We start from the raw sequence: 22,477 nt of genomic DNA on the forward strand, positions 1-22,477 counted from the left end.
ATTAAACTAACTTCACCCGTTTAACCAAGTGACAACTACACAAAGTAAGGAGTGTATGTAGCATTAGTAAATATAGCGCACCTTCATTTTATTTGAGTCTAATGAAGTTTCTTTTTATTAATCTCCACCCCCACCGCAGCTTGAGCAGGAAGAATCCGACGAACAAGAACTGCAGAAGCTTGCCGAACTGCAACTATTACAACTCGAGGAACTGCTACTGCTTACCTTCATATAACTTTTAAATTCATTGTAATGAAAATAAGAAACAGATAAGAAAGGAACAAGCATTGTATTGTAACTTTCCTGATATTTTCTTTTTTTCAGCATTTCACTTATAACGTTTTTATCATAATCCTTTATTCCGTTTGCTGACTTTTTCATGGAAGAAATAAGCGCCCGGACAGTAGTCATATACTTTATATCATTTTTAAAGTAATTCTCTATTAGTTCATTTTCCGGTAAATTTCTAAACTCATCAATAACATTTGGATGTACAGGGTATCTGAAAAAGCCTTTATAAAGATAGATGTTCTCCTTTCTTAAATTAAAAAGCTCAGTATACACCCAATCAAAAAATCCGCGTAAATCAGGATCAGGCTCTTCATTGACATTTGGATTGTGATGAAGTGTTGTCCCTAAATAACTCTTTGAAAAATCATCATACTCACGGGTAAACATGAGCATCTCATGCCACAATTCATCGACTTTCTCACTAAACATTGGGGACTTCTTCAAAAAATAAGTCATAATAAAATAACGTTTTAAATCCAGGAGGCGCCACTCGTACTCATTTTCTTTTAACTTATTATTTTTCCCTACCCTCTTTTCTACGTTGTCCATAAAAATATTACTAAGTGATTGCTCTAGGTTATCACACAGCTTTTTTAATCCTTTAATCGGTTTTATGTCTATCGTATTTGGCAATAAGCCAAATTTAAACGAGCGTTTTTTACGTAAAAGTAAAATAAACCAAATAACTACTGCCAGCAGGAGTAACCATTTCATTTAATAACCCCCATCCCTATGTAGATTTCAAATAATGATAAAATAATTCCTCTATATCATATAAAAAGCATGAGAAACAAATGCCTAACTCATTGGAAGTTTTGAAATCCAAGCAGCTTCTTTTCATCCCCATTTGTTATTATACTTCCTGTAAATTAATGATATTGACAAGTTATGTTTTCATTTTAAAACAACAAAAAACCGAATGATGTAGTAGAATCACTCAGCTTAATCTTTTAACGTTAAAATGTAGGAATTATTTTCTGATCAATTTCACTAATAAAAGAATTTAAAATGTCAATTTGCTCTTCTAATTTTTTCTTGTGCTGAATTAATATAGCTTGTGTATTAATCTCTTCCTGCTCTAAATTCAGCGTTGATATATTTTCTCTTATATCCTCAATTGACATGCCTAGACTTCGAAAACATTTAATTAATTTTAAAAGTTCAATGTCTTGTTCATCAAATATTCGATGCTTTTGTTCATTTCTTTTTATTGGTGGAATTAAATCTATTTTTTCATAGTATCGAATTGAACTTGCAGGTATTTCAATTAAGAGGCTCGCTTGTTGGATTGTATACACGAGGTGTCCTCCTTGACTTAAAGTATGGTTTAACCTATAAGCTTGATAGTATCAAACTTAAAGGAGATTGTATAATGAAAAAGATTTTATTAGTAGTAACGAATACCTCTAAGTATCCCAATTTAGAACGTGCAACAGGATTATGGTTAGGAGAAGCTGTTCACTTTGCAGCTGAAATAGAAAAAGCAGGGTATGAAATTGATTATGTGAGCCCTAAAGGTGGCCATACACCACTTGACCCACACAGCTTACAAGCTGATCAAATGACTGAATTAGATTGGCAATATTACGCAAATGCTGATTTCTTAAATAAACTAAGCACTACTTTGCCGGCTGATTCTATTAACCCAAATGATTATGATGCTATCTATTATGCAGGTGGTCATGGAGTTATGTGGGATTTCCCAGAAGACGAAAACCTACAAAACATTGCAAGCACTATTCACGCTAACGGTGGCGTTGTTTCTGCTGTTTGTCATGGAGTTGTTGGATTATTAAATATTAAAAATGGTGATGGTGAATATTTAATTAAAAATACTAAAGTGACCGGTTTTACTAACACAGAAGAAATTGCTGTTGGACTAGATAAAGTCGTTCCATTTTTAACTGAAGATGAACTTGTTCGTAAAGGTGCTAATTACGTAAAAGATGCTGATTGGTCAGTATTCACTGTAACTGATAATCGTATTGTTACAGGACAAAATCCTGCATCAGGTGGCGCAGTTGCCAAAGATGTAATTAAACTATTAAAATCACTTTAATACAAAATTAACTCAAAAAATTGATGAGTAAAAGCATTTTCAACCTCAAAAAAGCTGTGCTAAAATCCCCATACAACGTGGATTTTTGACACAGCTTTTTTATTGTACTTCTATAATAACTCCAACCAAGCAACCGCTTCACAATGTGTCGACTGTATGTGACAACACATTGGTGCTGGCGCGTTTATTAAAACATAGTTTAAAGTGTAATCATATAAGTCATTTAGTAGATGCCTATTTAAATAATCAAAAGTTAGTCGAACTCCTGGTCTTAATAGAATTCTCTATTAAGACTGAGAAGACCTATGCGCTGTGAGATGCGCATCGAATGCATCTATAATTTGCAGAAAGTGATCTGCTTCACGGTATACATGGTCAGCAAGAAGTGGATGGATATTACTTTTTATTCTACAAGCTTCAATTAAATCTCTTGCTGTTTTCTTGAAATCACGTAACGCTACAACAGATACGCGATTTTGATCAAGAAATTGATCTAAGAGTGGTCTTGTTTCGGATTGTGGGCGCATATGATCTAAATCTTGTGCCTGATAAAGCAGTTGATCGAAGTCATGACTGAACTCACGTGCTTGATCCACTAATTTTCGTTCTGAAGGATCTAACAAGTGACCAATAAATTTTGAATGGTCCGCCATAATTTTTAGGAAAAATACATTTTCTTTAATTATAGCTTCAGGTAAAGGGATTATTACCCCTTCATTTAATTGTTTCAATCTCTTTGCAAAATAATATGCTTCACGGCTTGTATGGTCAACTAATAATGGGATGTTATTAGATATTATTTGGCAGCTTAAAATTAATCCTAATACTTTTCGCTTATATGCCCAAATATAACAAGCAGCTTGGTAAACTTGAATGTTTAATTGCCTGATTACTTCTGGGTCTGTCTTTTCATTATAGCTACTAACTTGCTCTTCAATCTGTTCAAAAACTGTAACAAAATACTTTGCCTCTTGAATAAGTTCTGTCTGATCAGCTGTAAATCCAAGACTTAAAAAGAAAGCATGTTCTTTCATAATCCTTGACCAAAACCGTATTTCCTCCAAAGATTGTGTTACAAATGTAGGAATAGGATACCCTCCTCTTATTGTCGTATTGGTATCTAATGTATTCAATGTATTTTGAATTAATGTTTTTTAAATACCTATGTTTAACAATAGACTTAACGCAGGATTTAGATGTATAGCTTACTTCACTTATAAATTCCTCCTACCTTACTCCTGAACCACAAAAACGGATTCCCCAATCGGATATCCGTTTTTATAGATTATACTAACTCCAACCAAGCAACCGCTTCACAATGTATGGAGTGTATGTGGCAACACAAGGGTGCTGGTGGGTTGTAATGAAACTGTAGAGGGGCCAAGAATCTTACCGATTCTTGACCCCTCTACTTATACTTTTACCTTAAGCCACGCCACCGCTTCACAATGTGGATAGATAACCCTGGAATATCAATTCTTAATAAGTTATTTGTCCCTTTTAATTCACTGTATATGTTGTCTGGGTTATCAAAATATAATTCAACGATGATTTTAGGTAGTTCAGCTTGTGTATTTGTTATTAATTGCTGTAAATACGTTCTACACTATTAAGTTTAACAGATACGGACTTAATTCGTTCTGAAGCAGCCTATTATTCAATTGTCCTGTCAAAGCTAAACAAAAAAGCTGCTCTACAATCCTTAAATGATTATAGAAACAGCTACACAATGCGTCGTGTGCTGAGGGTTACCTAACTCTTCTCTACATTCATCATTTATTTAAAGTTTTAATTCCTTTTCAACTACTCCACTTAATTGTATGTTCTATGATTACCTCCGACAATAGCGTATTCGTCTCTTTACGATATATTCTCAATACTACTCCAAAAGCTTCTTTTGTATTCATTAGACACGCCTAAGAATTACATCTTAAATGAATAATAATAATTTATTTAATTTGAAACGTAAAATCCTATTCTCTTACTCAAAAATATGTCGAATTCCCTTATTCTATATAGTACAATTTCATTAAGGAGGTGAGAAAAATGAATAATAAATACACTGTCACTTATTACGACAATGATATTGTAGGATTGTATTTTGAGCACAAAGGCAAAGAAATTTTTATTGATAAAAAGAATGAAAACCTATTAAAAACTCGTGTTTGGAATTTAAAAATCAATAATAACGCAGAGACGCTTTATTATGTAGAACCAACCAATAAAAAAAATGTTTATTGGAAAAGAGTTATAATTGGAGCAACTGAAAACGAACATGTCTTCTATGTTAGCGAAGATACTAATGATTTAAGAGAAATAAATTTATTTAAACTTCCTGCACATAGTAGTAAAAAGCTAATTCAAGCAACAAGAGAAGAAAAATTAAAAAACTATACGCCAATTAATAAAATAAAGGAATCTACAGTAAAACCAATCTGGACCATTGGTACATTACATACAGATTCCCCAAAAATAATGTTATGTAATTTAGAAACTTCTCAAATGTATCCACTACAAGGGACATTATCTGAAAAAGACATAGAGATACTATCTAAAATACTTAACACCCCTAATTTTAGCTTATAAATTTAGGTGTACAAGATATTCTAATAAACATTTTTTTGAAAAAAGTGAGTCTATGCATGATGTATAAACTCACTTTTTTACTTTTCCGATGAACAAAGTAATCAATTTAATACCTATTTGACTTAATGACTACACAATTTTTATAGTTCCTAAAAATGATGTCTTAGAAATGATTATCACACTTCTAAGACATCTACTTTTTTATGACAATATTAAATTAGCTATACCAAAGACTCATTCGAATAAAGCATACTTCGAAAAGTATGCTTAAAAAAGGATTATTCAGCTAACTCCAACCAAGCAACCGCTTCACAATGTGTCGTGTGCGGGAACATATCAACCGGCTGCACTTCCTGCGTTTTATATCCGCCGTCTTCTAAAATGCGGAGGTCGCGCGCTAGAGTTGCAGGATTGCAAGAAACGTAAACAACACGCTTAGGTTTTTGTTCGATAATCGTATTCAGTAGCGCTTCATCACAGCCTTTACGCGGCGGATCGACTACTAATACATCTGCTTCTTTACCTTCTTTGTACCAGCGGGGAATGACTTCCTCTGCCGGGCCAGCTTCGAAATATGTGTTTGTAAAACCGTTTAATGCGGCATTGCGTTTTGCGTCTTCGATTGCCTGCTCGACAATTTCAACACCCATTACATGACCCGCTTTTTGGGCTAAAAACAGTGAAATGGATCCGATACCGCAATAGGCATCGATTACGCGTTCATTGCCTGTCAGTTGTGCATAATCGAGGGCCTGTTTATAAAGCACTTCTGTTTGAACCGGGTTGACTTGATAAAACGAGCGTGCCGAAATTTCAAAACGGACATTGCCGATTGTATCTTCAATTGTATCCTTGCCCCAAAGTGTGAATGTATCATTGCCGAATATAACGTTTGTTTTCTCGCCGTTTACATTTTGGACAATGGATGTGACATTCGGGATAAGCGCTCGGATTCTTTCGATTACCGCGCTCGCCTGCGGGAATTTCTTAGATTTTGTAACGAGTACGACCATTACTTCGCCTGTTGCGCGACCTTTACGAACGACAACATGACGCAGCATGCCTTGATGGGATTTTTCATCATACGGACGCACACCTAAAATTTCCAACTCACGTTTCAAGTCTGCCATGACAACATCGGCTTCCCCTGTTTGAATTAAACAACGTTCCATATCAACGATTGAGTGTGACTTCGTTTTATAGAAGCCTGCCACCATCTGACCTGATTCGTTTTGCGCAAAAGGTATTTGTGATTTGTTGCGGTAATGCCAAGGCTCTTCCATCCCTTTTACCGGATGGACAGGTGCGTCGATTTTCCCAAGACGCTTCATCACATTTGCGACCATATTTTGTTTCCATTTTAATTGTCCCTCATACGAAAGATGCTGTAATTGACATCCCCCACATTGCGAAAAATAGACACATGGCGCTTCTACACGATCAGGCGACTTTTCCAGTATATTCATTACTTTTGCAAACCCATAATTCTTTAATGTTTTCATTACATGAATCTCGGCAGTTTCTCCAGGAAGTGCCCCTTGTATGAATAATGGATAGCCGTCGATTTTCGCGACGCCATTGCCATCATGTGTTAAATCTTCTATATAAACTGTTTGACGATCATTTTTTTTAATAGGTGCAGACATGTTCATTTCTTCCTCTCATTTCAATCACTTTATTGTACCATGCTCCATATAATTTGCACTTATTATACTTTCTACTAATGTTCTGACTATCCAATTATTACTTTTGTTCTAGTATTCAGTATGTATTGCCTATATAATTTACCTTATAACTCTAATAATTCTATTAATTTCAAGGAGATTGAGGCATATGTCAGTTCGAAAAAAACTTAATATTGGCTTTATTTTAATCGGGATGGTGCTTTTATTTTCAATCGGATTTGCAACCGTTCAGTTTTCCCGGATTGGTGATGAAGTTTCCAAAGCAGTCGATGTACAAATGGCACAGGTTCAGCGGATTAACGCTATCCAGCAACATATACTGTCGCAAGGCATCTATGCTCGTGCCTATGCAGTAGATCCTTCTCAAAATAACTTGGATTCACTAAACAGCCATACAACAAGCCTCGTCCAGCTCATCGAGGAAGTGCAGAGCAAAAATATATCAGCGGATGCTGCACCGATTATTAATAACTTAAAAGACCAATCAGAAATCATTGCCGAACAAATGGATAGAGTGATTTCATCTGTACAGACACGTGATATTTCAGCCGCGCTATCAGTGGTGAATGGTGACTATACATATACGAGCAATTTCACAAGCGAGCTTGCCGGGAAAGTGGAACAAATTGAAAACACCGAACTTGATAAAGTTGTGAATAATACGAAAAACATGATTTCACTATCGATGATTTTATCCGTTATATTCATTATTATTGCGCTCCTTGTTATAGCTTCCTACATGATTTACACGAAATATGGCATTACACTGCGCCTCCAGTCAATTACAAAAGATCTGGAACACATGGCTGGCGGGGATATCAAAGTTTCACACAAACCAGTTCGCACAAAAGATGAATTTGGTATGCTGTCGAATGCTTTTATTTCATTGCAGCGTAATTTCGAGGAATTGTTAGTAAGCATTCAGCAAAACGCAAATCAGCTTAGCAATTCAGCGGATGCACTTATGAAAAACAGTGAGACGATTTCATCGGAAACAGCTCATATTAATGAACTGATTGAGCATACTGCACAGACCGCCGCAACGATGACAATTGGAGCAAATGAAAGTGCCCTGGCTGTAGATGAGACGGCACAGGGAATTAATTCGATTGCCCAATCAACACAAGAATTGCATATTGGTGCTGTTACATTGACCCAGTTTGCTAATGATGGGGTAAAAATTATTGACGAAGCGATGCAGCAAATGGAAACAGTATATGCATCGACTCAATCGATTTCCAGCCTTTCAAACGTATTAATTGAACAGTCAGGACAAATTAGTACAATTACAAAAGCCATTACTGATATAGCGGATCAGACGAATCTGCTTGCCTTGAATGCTGCCATTGAAGCGGCTAGAGCTGGTGAACATGGGAAAGGCTTTGCTGTAGTCGCAGATGAAGTTCGCAAACTCGCAGAGCAATCCAAAAAGTCCGCAAATGAAATTGTCCATTTAACTGAAACTATTCAGTACAATTCCCAAAATGTTGGCGAAGCGGTGGAAAGCAGTCTCAAGTGTGCAAATGATGGTGTTGTTGTCATCGATCGTGCCGGTCAGTCATTCCACACGATTACCGAAAATATTTACAATATAACGGAGCGTGTAGAACATATTTCTGCTACATCACAGCAAATTTCAGCAAGCTCAGAAGAAGTTGCGGCTTCAGTCATCGAAATTTCGCAAGGTACAGAAAAAACGATGGCGGATGTAGCGCAAGTAGCAAATGCGACACAACTTCAAACTGAAATTGTCGATGATATGGAAGAGCTTTCTAAACGTTTAGCGAATCAGGCAAAACAGCTGCAACAAAGTATGGATAAATTTACATTGTAAAAGGAATTGACTTAAAATGCCTTCACTTTAACGGTTTATAATTGTTGGAGTGGAGGTTTTTAGATTTACATCGAGTATTTTGACCATTTATATTAGAAAATTGGTATTGTATACGCTGTTCTGGGTGTTCTTTCAAATGAAGCTAGCGGATATTAGAATATTGAAAGGCTTTATTAGAAAGTGTTTAGAGGATATTAGTACATTCGGTGAGTTTATTTGAACATCTCGACCCGGTATTAGAAGATCAAAGCGATATATTAGTACTTCCCGCTTTTATTAGAACTTAATTTATTTTATTAGAACATTTAAGCACTATATTAGAAAACCGCTAATTCCCCGTCCCCCGACTCTTCCCGATAAAAACAAAAAAACTCACAAGGGCATTCCACTACCCTTGCAAGCTATAGTTAAATTACTTCTTCATCCGTTTCAATTTCACGAATTTTATCTTTCGGCACGAATACTTCAATATGCCGTTTTAAATTTTGGAAAACAGCTGGTGCATCGCCGCCATATTCACCGTCCAGATTTAAATGCACTTCCTGATCAGATGATACGACAACACGACTAGCTTTTCTGTAAATGACACGTTCGTCGGATAAATGCTCGCCACGCAATGCCAATGAAGCAATACGTATGAAATCCGCAATATTGCATTCCTTTAAAATCATAACAGTGAACAGTCCATCATTGATTGATGCATCGGGTGCGATTTTTTCGAAACCGCCTACGGAATTTGTTAAGCCACATAAAAACATCATCGCTTTACCATCAAACTCTTCCTCATCCATTTGGATTTTCATATGAGTTGCTTTAATAGAAGGAATCATTTCAATTGCCTTCAAATAATACGCCATTTGTCCAAGTACCGTTTTCATTCTGCTCGGTACTTCGTATGTCAGCTCGGTGATACGCCCGCCTGCAGCAATGTTAATGAAGTAGCGGTCGTCATTCAAAATACCGACATCGACAGGTATTGTATCCCCTGCAAGAATGATGTTTAGTGCTTCTTCAACATTTCGGGGAATACGAACAGCCCGTGCAAAGTCATTTGTGGTCCCCATTGGAATTAAACCAAGCTTTGGCCGTTTTTCGCATTGACTAACACCTGCCACTACTTCATTTAACGTCCCGTCTCCACCTACCGCAATTACAACATCAAATTCGCGTCTTACAGCTTCGATTGCAGCTTTTGTTGCATCACCTTCACCAGTCGTTGCATGGCATGAAGTTTCATATCCTGCTATTTCGAGTTTCTCCAATACTTCCGGAAGATGTCTCTTAAATACTTCACGACCCGAAGTTGGGTTATATATAATTCTCGCTCTTTTCATATTGATCTCATCCTGATTAATTATATTTTTCATTCTGTCCAAAGTATACTGCTGTCTGTTTTAGAAAAGCAACAATAGTACCCAGGATATTCTCTTCAATAATACGCTTAAAATAGAAAAAAGTTCCTACTATATTATATAGTAAGAACTCGTAAAAGTAACAGGTAAAGTAAAATTATATTGCTGCGATTATCTTATTTTTAAAATCTTCATATACATAGCTCCACAGCTTTGAATCGTTTACATATTGCCCGCGCATATTTTCGTATACCACTTTTTGTGCGTCTTCAAATGTTGGATCTTCTTTATCCGGTAATGTTGCACGTAAATCGGTTACTAGCTGCTGTAATTGCGGTGCACGTGGGCCCCACGTTGTAATTACTTCTCCTGCTTCATTTAAAATCAAGTACATTGGAATAGCACGTCCACCATTCGTTAAATAACGATCAATCAAATCTGTATCCGCATCGCGTAATGCTGTACGAATTTCTACATCTGCTGCTTCTGCAACTTTGCGAATGATTGGATTGTTAATCATTGCATCCCCGCACCAGTCTTCAGTAATTGCTAAAATATGGACATTGGCATTTTTCAGCTTTTCAATAAAAGCTGTATCTTCCGGAAGCTCAAAGCTCTCATAAATAGCAAAACTTTGTTCTTTTAATTGAGACATTGCATCCATATATTCTTTCATGGATTTGCTCTCTTCAAAATATTGTTGTTCTGTTTTCATATATATACCACCTTTCAAATGCTCTCTTCTATTTTGCACGTTTTCAAGAAAAAAAGAAAGTTTTATGTGTCAAAATTGTTACACAATAATACAATTCTAAATTTTCAAAACAAGTTACATAAAACAGCAGATTCTTAATACTTTCGAGAATTTTATAACCAACTAATATTTTATGCAAATAATATTACCTTATAGTAAAATAATTAAAAATTTTCCTAATTGTCTTACTTATTAGTATCTATAAAAAATTTCAAATGTAGTATATATTTCATACAAATATTCTGATATATTAAAATAACGCATCAAAAAATTATCAGAAAATTTAATTTACATGATTTTCTAGGAGGGGTATTTATGAAACGCAACAAAAAGGTCGCATTGACTGCTACAGCACTTTCATTATCTGCATTACTTGCAGCATGTGGAGGAGATGAAACTAAATCAACATCATCTGGAGATGGGGAAAAAGAATTAGATTTACTAATCACTTCTGAGCCACCTTCATTACATCCACAATTAGCTTCAGATACAACTTCTGGCGCAATTTTAGAAAATACTTTTGAAGGTTTAACAACATTGGTTGAAGGCGAGCCGGTTTTAGCTGCCGCTGAAGACTATAAAGTATCGGATGATCTTTTAACTTACACATTCACTTTACGTGACGCACAATGGTCAAATGGAGAAAAAGTTACAGCTGAAGATTTTGAATACGCATGGAAATGGGCATTAAACCCGGAAAATGCGTCTGAATATTCTACTATCCTTTACCCTATTAAAGGAGCAGAAGAATACAACAACGGTAAAGGTAATGCCGAAGATGTGGCGATTAAAGCTATCGATGAAAAAACATTGGAAGTAACGTTAAATGCTCCAACTCCATATTTCTTGGAATTAACAGCATTCAAAACGTTCTACCCAATCCATAAAGCAACAGCTGAAGCGGATCCAAAATGGTACACAGAAGCAGATACATATGTATCGAACGGTGCATACAATTTATCTACTTGGAACCATTCAGGCGATATCGTTTTAGAGAAAAGCGATACTTACTGGGATACAGAAAATGTAGATATCGATACGGTAAACATTGCAATGGTTGAGTCTGAAACAACTCAAATGACAATGTTTGACGCTGGAGAAATTGATTTCTTAGGTGCTCCTTACGGGACAATTTCTCTTGATGCAATCGATCGCTTAAAATCTGAAGACAAATTAAACGTTTCTGATATGTCATCTATTTACTGGTACAAGTTCAATACAGAAGATACGGTAATGCAAAACGAAAACATTCGTAAAGCATTAGCATTGGCAATCGACCGTGAAGGCTTAATCAGTAATGTTGTAAAAGGCGAACAAGAACCTGCATTAGGTATCGTGCCAAACTCTGTAGAAGGCTTCGGCGATGATGAAGGTTACTTCAAAGATGCTGATTTCGAAGAAGCGAAGAAATATTTAGAAGCTGGTCTGAAAGAATTAGGATTAGCAAATCCTGCTGATTTAGAAGTAAAAGTTTCATACAATACTTCTGAAGCACACTCTGCAATCGCACAATTCATCCAACAAGGATGGTCATCTAATTTAGGTATTACTGTTAAACTTGATAACTCAGAATGGCAAGTATACTTAGATAAAATTGGAAATGGCGATTACCAAATCGGTCGTCTTGGTTGGGGTGCTGACTACAATGATGCGTATACATTCCTAGAAATGTATAACTCTGCAGAGAACGGCAATAACCAAACTGGCTGGTCAAACGATGAATACACTGCATTATTAAATGAGTCGATCACTGAAACTGATCCGGACAAACGTACGGAAAAATTATTGGAAGCTGAAGCAGTAATTATGGAAGAAATGCCTGTAGCTCCTATTTACTACAATACAAACTTAAATGTTGTATCTGACGAAGTAGAAAATATGGTTCCAGATGCTTTAGGTAACATTAATCTTAAATACGTTAAAATGAAGTAATTTTAACTATTTATTATTTACTCCTGCGATGGTCAAATTAATTGCAAGGTCATCGTAAACAGGGAGTGCCTCGAAATAAAATTTCGGGCACTCCCTTTCATAGTTTTATCGAATTTTCAAAATAGTATAAAAAGGAGGTACGGACATTGCTTAACTTTATCATTAAACGATTACTCTATATCGTACTTGCAATGTACTTAATTATTACAGCGACGTTCTTCCTAATGCAGCTTGCTCCCGGTAGCCCTTTCACGAGCGAACGTGAATTGCCGCCTGCCATCGAAGAACAGTTAAACGCGAAATATGGGTTGGATAATCCTTGGTATATCCAATATAAAGACTATTTAGTAGATACAATGACATTTGATTTTGGGGAGTCGATGAAATACAAAGGCCGTTCCACAAATGACATTATCGCAGAAAGCTTCCCTGTATCCCTTGCTTTAGGTCTTCAGGCAATGGTTTTAGCAATTGGTCTTGGTGTATTACTCGGCGTTGTTTCAGCACTGTATCATAACCGCTTTGGAGATTATGCCGCGACAATTTTTGCAATTTTAGGGATTTCAGTTCCTTCCTTCATATTAGCCGGACTCTTGCAGTATTACCTGGCATTTGAAGCAGGCTGGTTCCCGGTAAGTGGCTGGAAAGGATTTGCCTATACAATATTACCTTCATTGGCAATCGCTGTTACCCATGCCGGATTTATTGCCAAACTTACTCGTTCTAGTATGTTGGAGCAAAACAATAGTGAATATGTAAAGCTTGCTCGTGCAAAAGGTCTTGGAAAATGGACAATCGTGTTCAAGCACTCTTTACGTAATGCATTATTGCCGGTCGTAACGTATTTAGGTCCACTTTTTGCCGGTGTTATCACAGGTTCGTTCGTTATTGAACAGATTTTTGCTGTGCCAGGACTTGGCCGCCATTTCGTAACAAGTATTACAAACCGTGACTATACGGTAATTATGGGTACGACAGTGTTCTATTCATTAATTTTATTACTGGCTGTATTAATCGTAGACATTTTATACAGTGTCATCGATCCACGTATTAAATTGAAAGGAGCGAAAAAATAATGGCTCAAAACGAACAGCAAATACCAAAAGTATCAGCTGACATGTTCGATGTTGTCGGTCGTTCAGAAAATACAGATGCCCTTTCTAAAAAGCAAGTATCTTATTGGAAAGAAGTATTTTATCGCTTCTCTCATAACAAGTTAGCTGTACTCGGGTTAATCCTTCTTATTATAATTGCAGGATTTGCAATTTTTGCGCCGGTGTTCTCTTCTTATACATATGAACAGAATGTAGGTTTATATAATACCGCTCCTTCTGCAACACATTGGTTCGGTACGGATGACCTTGCGCGTGATATTTTCGTCCGTGCATGGGAAGGCGCTCGAATTTCATTATTCATCGGTATTACTGCCGCTGTAATTGATTTGATTATCGGTGTTTTATGGGGAAGTATTGCAGGTTTGGCAGGTGGTCGTGTCGATAATATTATGATGCGTATCGCAGACGTGTTGACGGCAATTCCTTATCTATTAGTAGTAATTATTTTATTGGTAATTATGGAACCTGGTTTAATTCCTATGATTATCGCCCTTTCCATTACAGGTTGGGTAAACATGGCGCGTATTGTACGAAGTGAAGTACTGAAAATTAAAAATCAGGAATACGTACTTGCTGCTCGTACATTAGGCGCAAATCAATGGCACATCATTAAACGTCACTTAATCCCAAATGCAATGGGTGCTATTTTAGTAACAATGACAATGACTATTCCAAGTGCAATTTTCACAGAGAGTTTCTTAAGCTACTTAGGTTTAGGGGTTCAGGCTCCTTTAGCCAGCTGGGGTACGATGGCCTCTGAAGGTTTCAAAGCACTTCAATCTGCACCATGGCGATTATTGTTCCCTGCAGCTTTAATCTCGATTACAATATTCGCATTTAACGCAGTTGGGGACGGCTTACGTGACGCACTTGATCCGAAATTACGTAAATAAGGAGAGTGTACGCAATGAAGAAAAAAGTATTAGAAGTAAACGACTTACGTATTAATTTCAAAACGTACGCTGGTGTCGTACAAGCCGTACGCGGAGTAAGCTTTGAATTATACGAGGGCGAAACATTAGCAATCGTCGGGGAATCCGGTTCCGGAAAATCCGTAACGAGTAACGCACTGATGAAGTTAATTCCTCAGCCACCAGGTATTTATGCCGGTGGTGAGATTAACTTCAACGGTCGCAATATTATTCCTTTATCTGAGAAAGAAATGATGAAAGTTCGCGGAAATGATATTTCAATGATTTTCCAAGATCCAATGACTGCATTAAATCCAACAATGCGGATCGGTGCACAGATTACCGAAGTACTTCTAAAACATAAAAAAGTTACAAATAAGGACGAAGCAAAAAAACGTGCGGTTGAGTTACTTGATCAAGTAGGTATCCCTTTCCCAGAAAAGCGTTATAAAGCTTACCCTCACGAACTGTCGGGAGGGATGCGCCAGCGTGTTGTTATCGCTATCGCTCTTGCAGCAGATCCAAAACTATTAATTGCCGATGAGCCGACAACAGCATTAGATGTAACGATACAGGCACAAATTTTAGAGTTGATGAAAGAACTTCAAAAGAAATCGAATACATCGATTATTTTCATTACCCATGATCTGGGTGTTGTAGCAAATGTAGCAGACCGAGTTGCGGTCATGTATGCAGGTCAAATCGTTGAGTACGGTACAGTAGAAGATATTTTCTACAATCCACAGCACCCATATACTTGGGGACTACTCGGCTCTATGCCGGACTTAAACAACTCTACAGATGAGCTGTTAATGGCGATTCCAGGTTCTCCGCCAAACTTGATCGATCCACCTAAAGGCGATGCATTTGCCCCTCGTAACGAATTTGCAATGAAAATCGATTTCGAGATGGAACCGCCAATGTTTAAAGTATCGGATACACACTACGCTAAAACTTGGCTACTGCATCCTGATGCACCAAAAATGCCTGTTCCTGAGGCGGTAGCACGCCGTATTAAAGGCTATCAACAGGAGGGCATGTAATTATGGCAAATAAAATATTAGAAGTAAAAGGCTTAAAACAGTATTTTGGCACTGCCAAACAACCGATTAAAGCGATCGATGGTATCTCCTTTGATGTGTATGAAGGCGAAACATTAGGTTTAGTCGGAGAATCCGGCTGTGGTAAATCAACGACGGGCCGTTCAATTATCCGCCTTTACGATATTACAGAAGGTCAAATTACCTTTAAAGGCAAAAATATATCAGAGATGAAGTCACGAAAAGAATTAATGCAATTCAATCGTGAAATGCAAATGATCTTCCAGGACCCGTATGCGAGTTTAAATCCTCGTATGACAGCTGGTGAATTAATTGCAGAAGGCTTTGACATTCATGGTCTGTATAAAAACAAAAAAGAACGCCAAGCTCGTATAGGTGAATTGTTGGAAGCGGTCGGACTGACACGCGAGCATGCTAACCGTTATGCCCATGAGTTTTCTGGCGGGCAGCGTCAACGTATCGGTATTGCCCGTGCACTTAGTTTAGATCCAAGCTTCATCATTGCAGATGAGCCGATCTCTGCACTTGATGTATCAATTCAAGCACAGGTAGTAAACTTACTGAAGCAACTTCAAAAAGAACGTGGGTTAACTTATTTATTCATTGCTCATGATTTATCGATGGTAAAATATATATCAGACCGAATCGCGGTTATGTATCGCGGGAAAATATTAGAACTTGGAAGTGCGGATGAGATTTACAACAACCCAATCCACCCGTATACGAAGTCTCTATTATCTGCTGTTCCTCAGCCAGATCCCGCTTATGAACGCAACCGTACACGTATCCCGTACAAACATGTTGAACATGATCCGGCAGCTAAAGTAATCGAAGCCCGCCCTGGCCATTTCGTCTTTGGCACAGATGCACAAGTAAAAGAATGGGCTAAATAAAAAACAAAAGAACTCCTTCACGAGGCAATGTGAAGGAGTTCTTTCTATATATAATAAGGAAATTTCCAATGACTATTACTTAATATTAAAATGCTTCAGATGTTGTTTTCGCTTGCATATGCAATGTTAAATAATCTGGTCCGCCTGCTTTAGAGTCAGTACCTGACATGTTGAAGCCGCCAAATGGTTGGTAACCAACGATAGCACCTGTACAGCCGCGGTTGAAATAAAGGTTTCCAACATGGAACTCTTCGCGGGCATACTCTAAGTTCATACGGTCGTTTGTAATAACGGCACCTGTTAATCCGTATTCAGTATTGTTTGCGATATCAATCGCGTCTTCAAATGAATCTGCTTTTGTAATCGCTACAACTGGACCGAAGATTTCTTCTTTCATAATACGCGCTTCCGGATCTACATCGGCAAATACTGTCGGGTGTACAAAGTAACCAACAGAATCATCTGCAGTACCACCAGCAACTAGACGGCCTTCTGTTTTACCGATTTCAATATACTCGCTGATTTTTTTGAATGCTGCCGAATCGATTACTGTTGCCATAAAGTTGTTATTGTCTGAAGGGTCACCGATTGTTAATGATTTCGTTAACTCTTCCACACGGTTTACAACTTGATCATATACATCTTTTACGATTACTACACGTGAACATGCTGAACACTTTTGTCCTGAGAAACCGAAAGCTGATTTTACGATGGACTGTGCAGCTAACTCTAAATCTGCATCCTTATCAACAACGATTGTATCTTTACCGCCCATTTCAGCAATGACACGTTTAATCCAAATTTGTCCTGGACTTAATTTTGATGCACGTTCGTTAATACGTAAGCCGACATCACGAGAACCTGTAAAACTGATGAAGCGTGTTTTCGGGTGGTCTACTAAGTAGTCCCCTACTTCTGCTCCACTACCAGGTACGAAGTTTACTACGCCTTTTGGTAAACCTGCTTCTTCAAGCACTTCAATAAATTTATAAGCGACAACCGGTGTAGTTGATGCTGGTTTTAATAATACTGTGTTACCAGTAACAACAGCTGCAACAGTTGTACCTGCCATAATAGCGAACGGGAAGTTCCAAGGCGAAATAACAATCCCGATCCCTAGTGGAATATAGTCATAACGGTTGTATTCATTCGGACGGCTTTCTACTTTACGACCATCTTTCATTTCCAGCATTTGACGGCCATAGTATTCTAAAAAGTCGATTGCTTCTGCAGTATCTGCATCCGCTTCATTCCAAGGCTTACCTGCTTCTTTCGTCAACCATGCAGAAAACTCATGCTTGCGGCGGCGGATAATTGTCGCTGCTTTGAATAATACGTCTGCACGAATTTCAGGTTTAACTTTTTTCCATGACTTGAATGCTTTATCTGCTTCTTGCATCGCTTTTTCAGCCAAGTCTTTTGAAGCTTTTGAAACAGAGCCAATCACTTCTGTTTTCTTAGCCGGGTTATATGATACAATTTTTTCTTCTGTCGTAATACGTTCACCACCGATAATTAGAGGATAATCGGCACCAAGCTGTGATTCTACTTTTTTAAGCGCTTCCAAATAAGCTTGCTTGTTTTCTTCTACCGAGAAATCTGTAAATGGTTCATGTTTATAGTTAATCATTTATCATTACCTCCGATATTAAGTGCAATATTATTTTGCATCATATTATGTTTCTTAATTTGAATTATGCAATATAATAATGCTTAAATCAATTATTTTTTCTAAATTACGCAAATTATCTCATTTTGACATTCCCATGCTAAAATAAAATAGAGGGGGTTACACCGCATGAATCAACTAGATCGCTCTAGTGTTTTTGAATTTATGATTGAAAAAATAGAAACCGGTCTTTGCGCTATTGACGAAAATGGACGAGTCATCGTATACAACAAAAAAATGCGCGAGCTTACCGGTGAATCACTTGAACAAATTACACAACGCTTTTTATCACAGTCACTCGACTTTAACTTGGAGCAAAATATGCTGCAAAAAGTTTTAGCTTCAGGTCAAAGCTTCAAACATATTAAGCAAACGTTCTGGAATGCACGTGGTGAAGAAGTGACAATGATGAATGACTATTATCCATATACCCTAAATGACGGTACGAAAATCGCCATTCAATTTTCCCGCGATATTACTCAGCAGGAGTTTTTGATGGACCGTCCTCTAAGTCGTTACGGTGCTCCATTAACTTTTGATATTATTACTGCTGTTTCAAAATCAATGAAGCAAGTAATTCAGCAAGCTAAAATTGCCGCACTCGGTCGAATTCCGGTTATGCTTGTCGGTGAATCCGGAACAGGGAAAGATATGATTGCAGAAGGTATTCATCATGAGCTTGCTGAAAAAAACGAACGCTTCATCACACTTATTTGCCGACGCAATGAAAAAACATTGCTCACTCAAATAGAAAAATATATTGCCGAGGAAAAAAACTATACGTTTTTTGCCGAGCGGATTGAATTTTTATCAGATGAAGCACAGAACCGCATCGTGGAGCTTCTGGAAAAACATACCGAACGTAACCATGTCTTCATTGCAAGTATTGGTGAAGATCCGATTGACTTAATCCAGAAAGGTCATCTGTCCAAAAACCTGTATTACTTATTTTCGAACTTAACAATAAAAGTACCCGCACTCCGGGAGCGCCGTGAAGATATTAAGCCCTTCGTGGACGATTATTTTGCTCGCCGACGCATTGCTTATGGCAGCTCAGTTAAAGGATTAGCACCTGAAATCGAGGAAATTTTCCAGAACTACGACTGGCCTGGAAATTTAAAAGAACTTGAAGTTTTACTGGATGATATTAGTGCCTTACTAACAACAGAAGAATATGTGGAACTTATACATATCCCAGCATACTTCAAGTGGAAGCTCCAGCAAGCAGAGCCAACTGCCTCTGAACAGCAAAAATTATTCGATTTCTCTGAACAGACATTGCAGCCTCTTGATGAATATATGCGTAAAGTTGAGGACTATTATATTTCACACGCCTTACAGCTGAATGACGGAAATATTTCGCAGACAGCTAAAGCACTGGGCATTCATCGGCAAGGTTTGCAATATCGTCTAAAACGCAAATAAAATTGGTAATAATTTGTATTATTTACCACTTAAGAGACCCGCTACTAGTGGGTCTCTTTTCCATTTTTCTTAGTGCAATATTTTATTGCATGTTTTATAAATTATGTTTTTTAGAGAATGTAAACGTTTCAAGAAAGTATTTCAGCAAAATTTTTTTGCTTTAAAAACCGTTGATATTTCTCACTTTTTCATCTAGTAAACATTAATCCTCTCAAATTCTATTTCCTTTTTTGAATTTTTTGTTTTATACTCTGCTCAATAACATTAAAAAACTTTTTTATTCGCAGGGGGACTATTTAAAATGTCATTAAAAGATTTTTTTATCGCACTTTCAGAGAATCAAACATTAAATTCTGCAGCCCAAAAATACGGATTTAAGCTGGGGGCGCAAAGTGTCGTTGCAGGTACAAATATCGATGAAGTTATAGAAAGCATCAAGCATTTAAATGCACAAGGTATCTCTTGTACTGTCGATAATCTAGGGGAATTTGTGTTTGAAAAATCTGCTGCACTTGCTGCAAAAAACCAAATTTCAGCTGTAATTGAACGTATTCATAGTGAAAATCTGGATGCACATATTTCTTTGAAACCGTCTCAGTTGGGGTTGGATATTGATTTTGAATTTTGCTATGAAAATTTAAGAGAGATCGTTGCATTGGCAAATAAATATCAGATTTTTGTTAATTTCGATATGGAAAACTATGCACGTCTACACCCATCATTTGAACTTTTGGAAAAGATTCACGTCGATTACGATAATGTAGGTACAGTTATTCAAGCATACTTTTTCGAGTCAGGTGAAAATGTAGAACGTTTTAAAGATTACCGTTTACGTATTGTAAAAGGCGCTTACAAAGAAGATGAGTCTGTCGCTTACCAAAATAAAGCCGATATCGACCGCAAGTTTATCGAGCAGATTGAATATCATTTACTACATGGCAAATTCACTTCGATTGCGACACATGATCACAATGTAATTAATCATGTAAAACAATTTGTCGATAAGCATAATATTCCTAATGATAAATTTGAGTTCCAAATGCTTTATGGCTTCCGCAAAGAAATGCAGTTGGGCCTCGCAAAGGAAGGGTATAACTTCTGTACGTATGTACCATTTGGTAATGATTGGTACGGCTATTTTATGCGTCGTTTAGCAGAACGTCCGCAAAACCTGACACTAGTTACAAAACAAGTATTTACGAAAAAGACAAATACAATTTTAGCTGTTGCAGCAGGTGCATTTTTAGCCGGACGTATGTCTAAAAAGTATAGATAAGTACAGAAGCGCCATATTTTATTGCGTTGACGACCATGTATTGCAACATGGTAAACTAGTCAAAAATTTATTATTAAGGGAGTTGTATTTATGTCAGATTACAGTTATCAGTTGTTGGCCATTATTATTTATATGATTGTGATGCTCGGCATTGGCTGGTATGCTTTCCGGAAAACTAGCAACCTGACAGACTATATGTTGGGCGGACGTGGTCTCGGTGCTGCAGTAACAGCATTAAGTGCCGGTGCAGCGGATATGTCGGGCTGGCTATTAATGGGGCTTCCAGGTGCAATCTATTTATCGGGTCTCGTGGAAGCTTGGATTGCAATCGGTTTAACAGTCGGTGCGTATTTAAATTGGTTACTTGTAGCACCTCGTTTACGTGTTTATACACAAGTAACAAAGGATTCCATCACGATTCCAAGTTATTTGGATAACCGTTTGCGTGACAACACGAAACTATTACGTATCGCATCGGGGATTATCATTTTAGTATTCTTTACATTCTATGTATCTTCCGGAATGGTATCAGGCGGTAAGTTTTTTGAGAGCTCATTCGGAATGGATTACCATACAGGTCTTTTATTCGTATCGGCAGTAGTTGTTGCCTACACATTATTCGGCGGGTTTTTAGCTGTTAGTTATACGGATGTAATTCAAGGTCTTATAATGCTTGTTACATTAATTGCAGTTCCTGTTTTCGGAATCTTCTTAACTGGCGGTATTGGAGAAACGGTTGATTCTATTAAAGCAGTCGATCCGGAAATGTTCAGCCTTCTTCCTTCTACTGTAACAGCAACAGCTGTTATTTCTTCTCTTGCATGGGGGCTTGGCTACTTTGGTCAGCCACATATAATCGTACGCTTTATGGCGATTACATCTGTAAAAGAAACGAAGAATGCTCGTCGTATCGGTATTGGCTGGATGATTTTCAGTTTACTAGGTGCGCTCGCAACAGCATTAGTCGGTGTGGCTTACTTCCAGCAGCAAGGTACGGAATTGAAGGATGCGGAAACAGTATTTATCGTGTTAGGGCAGATTTTATTCCACCCGTTCATTGCAGGAATCGTACTTGCAGCAATTTTAGCAGCAGTTATGAGTACCATTTCATCACAATTAATCGTAACTTCTTCAGCACTGATTGAAGACATTTATAAAGCTTTATTCAACAAAACTGCGACAGATAAACATTACGTATTTTTAGGTCGTGTCGCTGTACTTTTCGTATCTATTTTTGCGGCAATTGTTGCATGGAATCCGGAAAGCACAATTTTAGGATTGGTCGCATTCGCATGGGCCGGTTTTGGTGCAGCATTCGGTCCAATCATTTTACTTTCTCTGTTCTGGCGTAAGCTTACAAACTACGGAGCACTTGCCGGAATGGTTGCCGGTGCCGCAGTTGCATTCGTTTGGGGACGTACGGAAAGTTTAACGAGCATGCTTTATGAGATTGTACCAGGCTTTATAGCATGTTTAGTCGTTGCAGTCGTAGTGAGTATGTTGACATATAAACCAAATGCGGAAATCGAAGAAGAGTTCAATGAAACACAACGTATTTTAAAAGAAGAGCAAAAGTAATAATAAAAACGGTATGATCTTTAATAAAGACATACCGTTTTTTCAATATCAAAAAG

The 22,477-nt window shown here is 37.4% G+C and carries 18 protein-coding genes; 11 read left to right on the forward strand and 7 right to left on the reverse strand.

The features are described from left to right. Positions 1-117: 117 nt before the first annotated feature. On the reverse strand, positions 118-1,005 hold the full coding sequence (locus CBM15_RS10670) for a glycine-rich domain-containing protein (RefSeq protein WP_087617485.1): 888 nt from the start codon (positions 1,003-1,005) through the stop codon (positions 118-120). 242 nt (positions 1,006-1,247) lie between these two features. Next, the gene (locus CBM15_RS10675) at positions 1,248-1,589 is read right to left on the reverse strand and encodes a MerR family transcriptional regulator (RefSeq protein ID WP_087617486.1); all 342 of its coding nucleotides are present in this window, start codon (positions 1,587-1,589) and stop codon (positions 1,248-1,250) included. 74 nt (positions 1,590-1,663) lie between these two features. Here CBM15_RS10675 and CBM15_RS10680 point away from each other — a divergent pair, with 74 nt between their 5' ends. Beyond that, positions 1,664-2,350 (forward strand): type 1 glutamine amidotransferase domain-containing protein, encoded by a 687-nt coding sequence (locus CBM15_RS10680; protein ID WP_087617487.1) that lies wholly within the window; start codon positions 1,664-1,666, stop codon positions 2,348-2,350. Positions 2,351-2,637: 287 nt separating this feature from the next. On the opposite strand, the gene CBM15_RS10685 is transcribed toward CBM15_RS10680, so the two are convergent. Then, entirely contained in the window at positions 2,638-3,384 is a 747-nt protein-coding gene (locus CBM15_RS10685; RefSeq protein WP_087617488.1) for a DUF2935 domain-containing protein, read from the reverse strand. Positions 3,385-4,396: 1,012 nt separating this feature from the next. Between CBM15_RS10685 and CBM15_RS10690 the strand changes: the two genes are divergently transcribed. Beyond that, entirely contained in the window at positions 4,397-4,936 is a 540-nt protein-coding gene (locus CBM15_RS10690; RefSeq protein WP_087617489.1) for a hypothetical protein, read from the forward strand. A 278-nt stretch (positions 4,937-5,214) separates the two neighbouring features. Here CBM15_RS10690 and rlmD read toward each other — a convergent pair whose 3' ends face one another. Next, positions 5,215-6,582, reverse strand: coding sequence for a 23S rRNA (uracil(1939)-C(5))-methyltransferase RlmD (gene rlmD / locus CBM15_RS10695; RefSeq protein ID WP_087617490.1), 1,368 nt, complete (start codon positions 6,580-6,582; stop codon positions 5,215-5,217). A gap of 187 nt (positions 6,583-6,769) precedes the next feature. Here rlmD and CBM15_RS10700 point away from each other — a divergent pair, with 187 nt between their 5' ends. Continuing rightward, positions 6,770-8,455, forward strand: coding sequence for a methyl-accepting chemotaxis protein (locus CBM15_RS10700; protein WP_087617491.1), 1,686 nt, complete (start codon positions 6,770-6,772; stop codon positions 8,453-8,455). 407 nt (positions 8,456-8,862) lie between these two features. On the opposite strand, the gene CBM15_RS10705 is transcribed toward CBM15_RS10700, so the two are convergent. Together CBM15_RS10705 and CBM15_RS10710 are read right to left on the reverse strand one after the other, a co-directional pair. Next, positions 8,863-9,789 carry a diacylglycerol kinase gene (locus tag CBM15_RS10705; RefSeq protein ID WP_087617492.1) on the reverse strand — a complete coding sequence of 309 codons (927 nt, stop codon included), beginning with the start codon at positions 9,787-9,789 and terminating at the stop codon, positions 8,863-8,865. Positions 9,790-9,964: 175 nt separating this feature from the next. Next, complete coding sequence (locus CBM15_RS10710; RefSeq protein WP_087617493.1) at positions 9,965-10,522, reverse strand: thioredoxin family protein; 558 nt, start codon at positions 10,520-10,522, stop codon at positions 9,965-9,967. A 354-nt stretch (positions 10,523-10,876) separates the two neighbouring features. On the opposite strand from CBM15_RS10710, the gene CBM15_RS10715 reads away from it, so the two are divergent. The 5 genes from CBM15_RS10715 to CBM15_RS10735 all read left to right on the forward strand — a co-directional run bounded on the left by CBM15_RS10715 (position 10,877) and on the right by CBM15_RS10735 (position 16,473). Then, complete coding sequence (locus CBM15_RS10715) at positions 10,877-12,493, forward strand: peptide ABC transporter substrate-binding protein (RefSeq protein WP_087617494.1); 1,617 nt, start codon at positions 10,877-10,879, stop codon at positions 12,491-12,493. Positions 12,494-12,639: 146 nt separating this feature from the next. Continuing rightward, positions 12,640-13,569, forward strand: coding sequence for an ABC transporter permease (locus tag CBM15_RS10720; protein WP_008405519.1), 930 nt, complete (start codon positions 12,640-12,642; stop codon positions 13,567-13,569). Then, positions 13,569-14,501, forward strand: a complete 933-nt coding sequence (locus CBM15_RS10725) for an ABC transporter permease (protein ID WP_008405516.1) — start codon at positions 13,569-13,571, stop codon at positions 14,499-14,501. Before CBM15_RS10720 ends, CBM15_RS10725 begins: the two co-directional genes overlap by 1 nt. A 14-nt stretch (positions 14,502-14,515) precedes the next feature. Next, positions 14,516-15,562 (forward strand): ABC transporter ATP-binding protein, encoded by a 1,047-nt coding sequence (locus CBM15_RS10730; protein ID WP_008405512.1) that lies wholly within the window; start codon positions 14,516-14,518, stop codon positions 15,560-15,562. 2 nt (positions 15,563-15,564) lie between these two features. Next, positions 15,565-16,473: an ABC transporter ATP-binding protein gene (locus tag CBM15_RS10735; protein ID WP_087617495.1), complete on the forward strand. Its 909-nt coding sequence runs from the start codon at positions 15,565-15,567 to the stop codon at positions 16,471-16,473. 85 nt (positions 16,474-16,558) lie between these two features. Here CBM15_RS10735 and pruA read toward each other — a convergent pair whose 3' ends face one another. Next, positions 16,559-18,103: an L-glutamate gamma-semialdehyde dehydrogenase gene (pruA, locus tag CBM15_RS10740; protein ID WP_087617496.1), complete on the reverse strand. Its 1,545-nt coding sequence runs from the start codon at positions 18,101-18,103 to the stop codon at positions 16,559-16,561. A gap of 168 nt (positions 18,104-18,271) precedes the next feature. Between pruA and CBM15_RS10745 the strand changes: the two genes are divergently transcribed. The 3 genes from CBM15_RS10745 to putP all read left to right on the forward strand — a co-directional run bounded on the left by CBM15_RS10745 (position 18,272) and on the right by putP (position 22,421). Next, the gene (locus tag CBM15_RS10745; RefSeq protein WP_087617497.1) at positions 18,272-19,567 is read left to right on the forward strand and encodes an AAA-type ATPase lid domain-containing protein; all 1,296 of its coding nucleotides are present in this window, start codon (positions 18,272-18,274) and stop codon (positions 19,565-19,567) included. Between the two features lie 301 nt (positions 19,568-19,868). After that, positions 19,869-20,843, forward strand: a complete 975-nt coding sequence (locus tag CBM15_RS10750; RefSeq protein WP_087617498.1) for a proline dehydrogenase family protein — start codon at positions 19,869-19,871, stop codon at positions 20,841-20,843. A 90-nt stretch (positions 20,844-20,933) separates the two neighbouring features. Next, entirely contained in the window at positions 20,934-22,421 is a 1,488-nt protein-coding gene (putP, locus tag CBM15_RS10755; protein ID WP_087617499.1) for a sodium/proline symporter PutP, read from the forward strand. The last annotated feature ends 56 nt before the right edge of the window (positions 22,422-22,477 follow it).

It is taken from the genome of Solibacillus kalamii (genome assembly GCF_002174535.1).
Lineage (GTDB): Bacteria > Bacillota > Bacilli > Bacillales_A > Planococcaceae > Solibacillus > Solibacillus silvestris.

Bases quoted from the DNA above. Each gene is read 5' to 3' on its own strand.
- CBM15_RS10670 (WP_087617485.1), bottom strand. From the start codon at position 1,005: ATGAAATGGTTACTCCTGCTGGCAGTAGTTATTTGGTTTATTTTACTT.
- CBM15_RS10680 (WP_087617487.1), top strand. From the start codon at position 1,664: ATGAAAAAGATTTTATTAGTAGTAACGAATACCTCTAAGTATCCCAAT.
- CBM15_RS10685 (WP_087617488.1), bottom strand. From the start codon at position 3,384: ATGAAAGAACATGCTTTCTTTTTAAGTCTTGGATTTACAGCTGATCAG.
- CBM15_RS10690 (WP_087617489.1), top strand. From the start codon at position 4,397: ATGAATAATAAATACACTGTCACTTATTACGACAATGATATTGTAGGA.
- rlmD (WP_087617490.1), bottom strand. From the start codon at position 6,582: ATGTCTGCACCTATTAAAAAAAATGATCGTCAAACAGTTTATATAGAA.
- CBM15_RS10700 (WP_087617491.1), top strand. From the start codon at position 6,770: ATGTCAGTTCGAAAAAAACTTAATATTGGCTTTATTTTAATCGGGATG.
- CBM15_RS10705 (WP_087617492.1), bottom strand. From the start codon at position 9,789: ATGAAAAGAGCGAGAATTATATATAACCCAACTTCGGGTCGTGAAGTA.
- CBM15_RS10710 (WP_087617493.1), bottom strand. From the start codon at position 10,522: ATGAAAACAGAACAACAATATTTTGAAGAGAGCAAATCCATGAAAGAA.
- CBM15_RS10715 (WP_087617494.1), top strand. From the start codon at position 10,877: ATGAAACGCAACAAAAAGGTCGCATTGACTGCTACAGCACTTTCATTA.
- CBM15_RS10725 (WP_008405516.1), top strand. From the start codon at position 13,569: ATGGCTCAAAACGAACAGCAAATACCAAAAGTATCAGCTGACATGTTC.
- CBM15_RS10730 (WP_008405512.1), top strand. From the start codon at position 14,516: ATGAAGAAAAAAGTATTAGAAGTAAACGACTTACGTATTAATTTCAAA.
- CBM15_RS10735 (WP_087617495.1), top strand. From the start codon at position 15,565: ATGGCAAATAAAATATTAGAAGTAAAAGGCTTAAAACAGTATTTTGGC.
- pruA (WP_087617496.1), bottom strand. From the start codon at position 18,103: ATGATTAACTATAAACATGAACCATTTACAGATTTCTCGGTAGAAGAA.
- CBM15_RS10745 (WP_087617497.1), top strand. From the start codon at position 18,272: ATGAATCAACTAGATCGCTCTAGTGTTTTTGAATTTATGATTGAAAAA.
- CBM15_RS10750 (WP_087617498.1), top strand. From the start codon at position 19,869: ATGTCATTAAAAGATTTTTTTATCGCACTTTCAGAGAATCAAACATTA.
- putP (WP_087617499.1), top strand. From the start codon at position 20,934: ATGTCAGATTACAGTTATCAGTTGTTGGCCATTATTATTTATATGATT.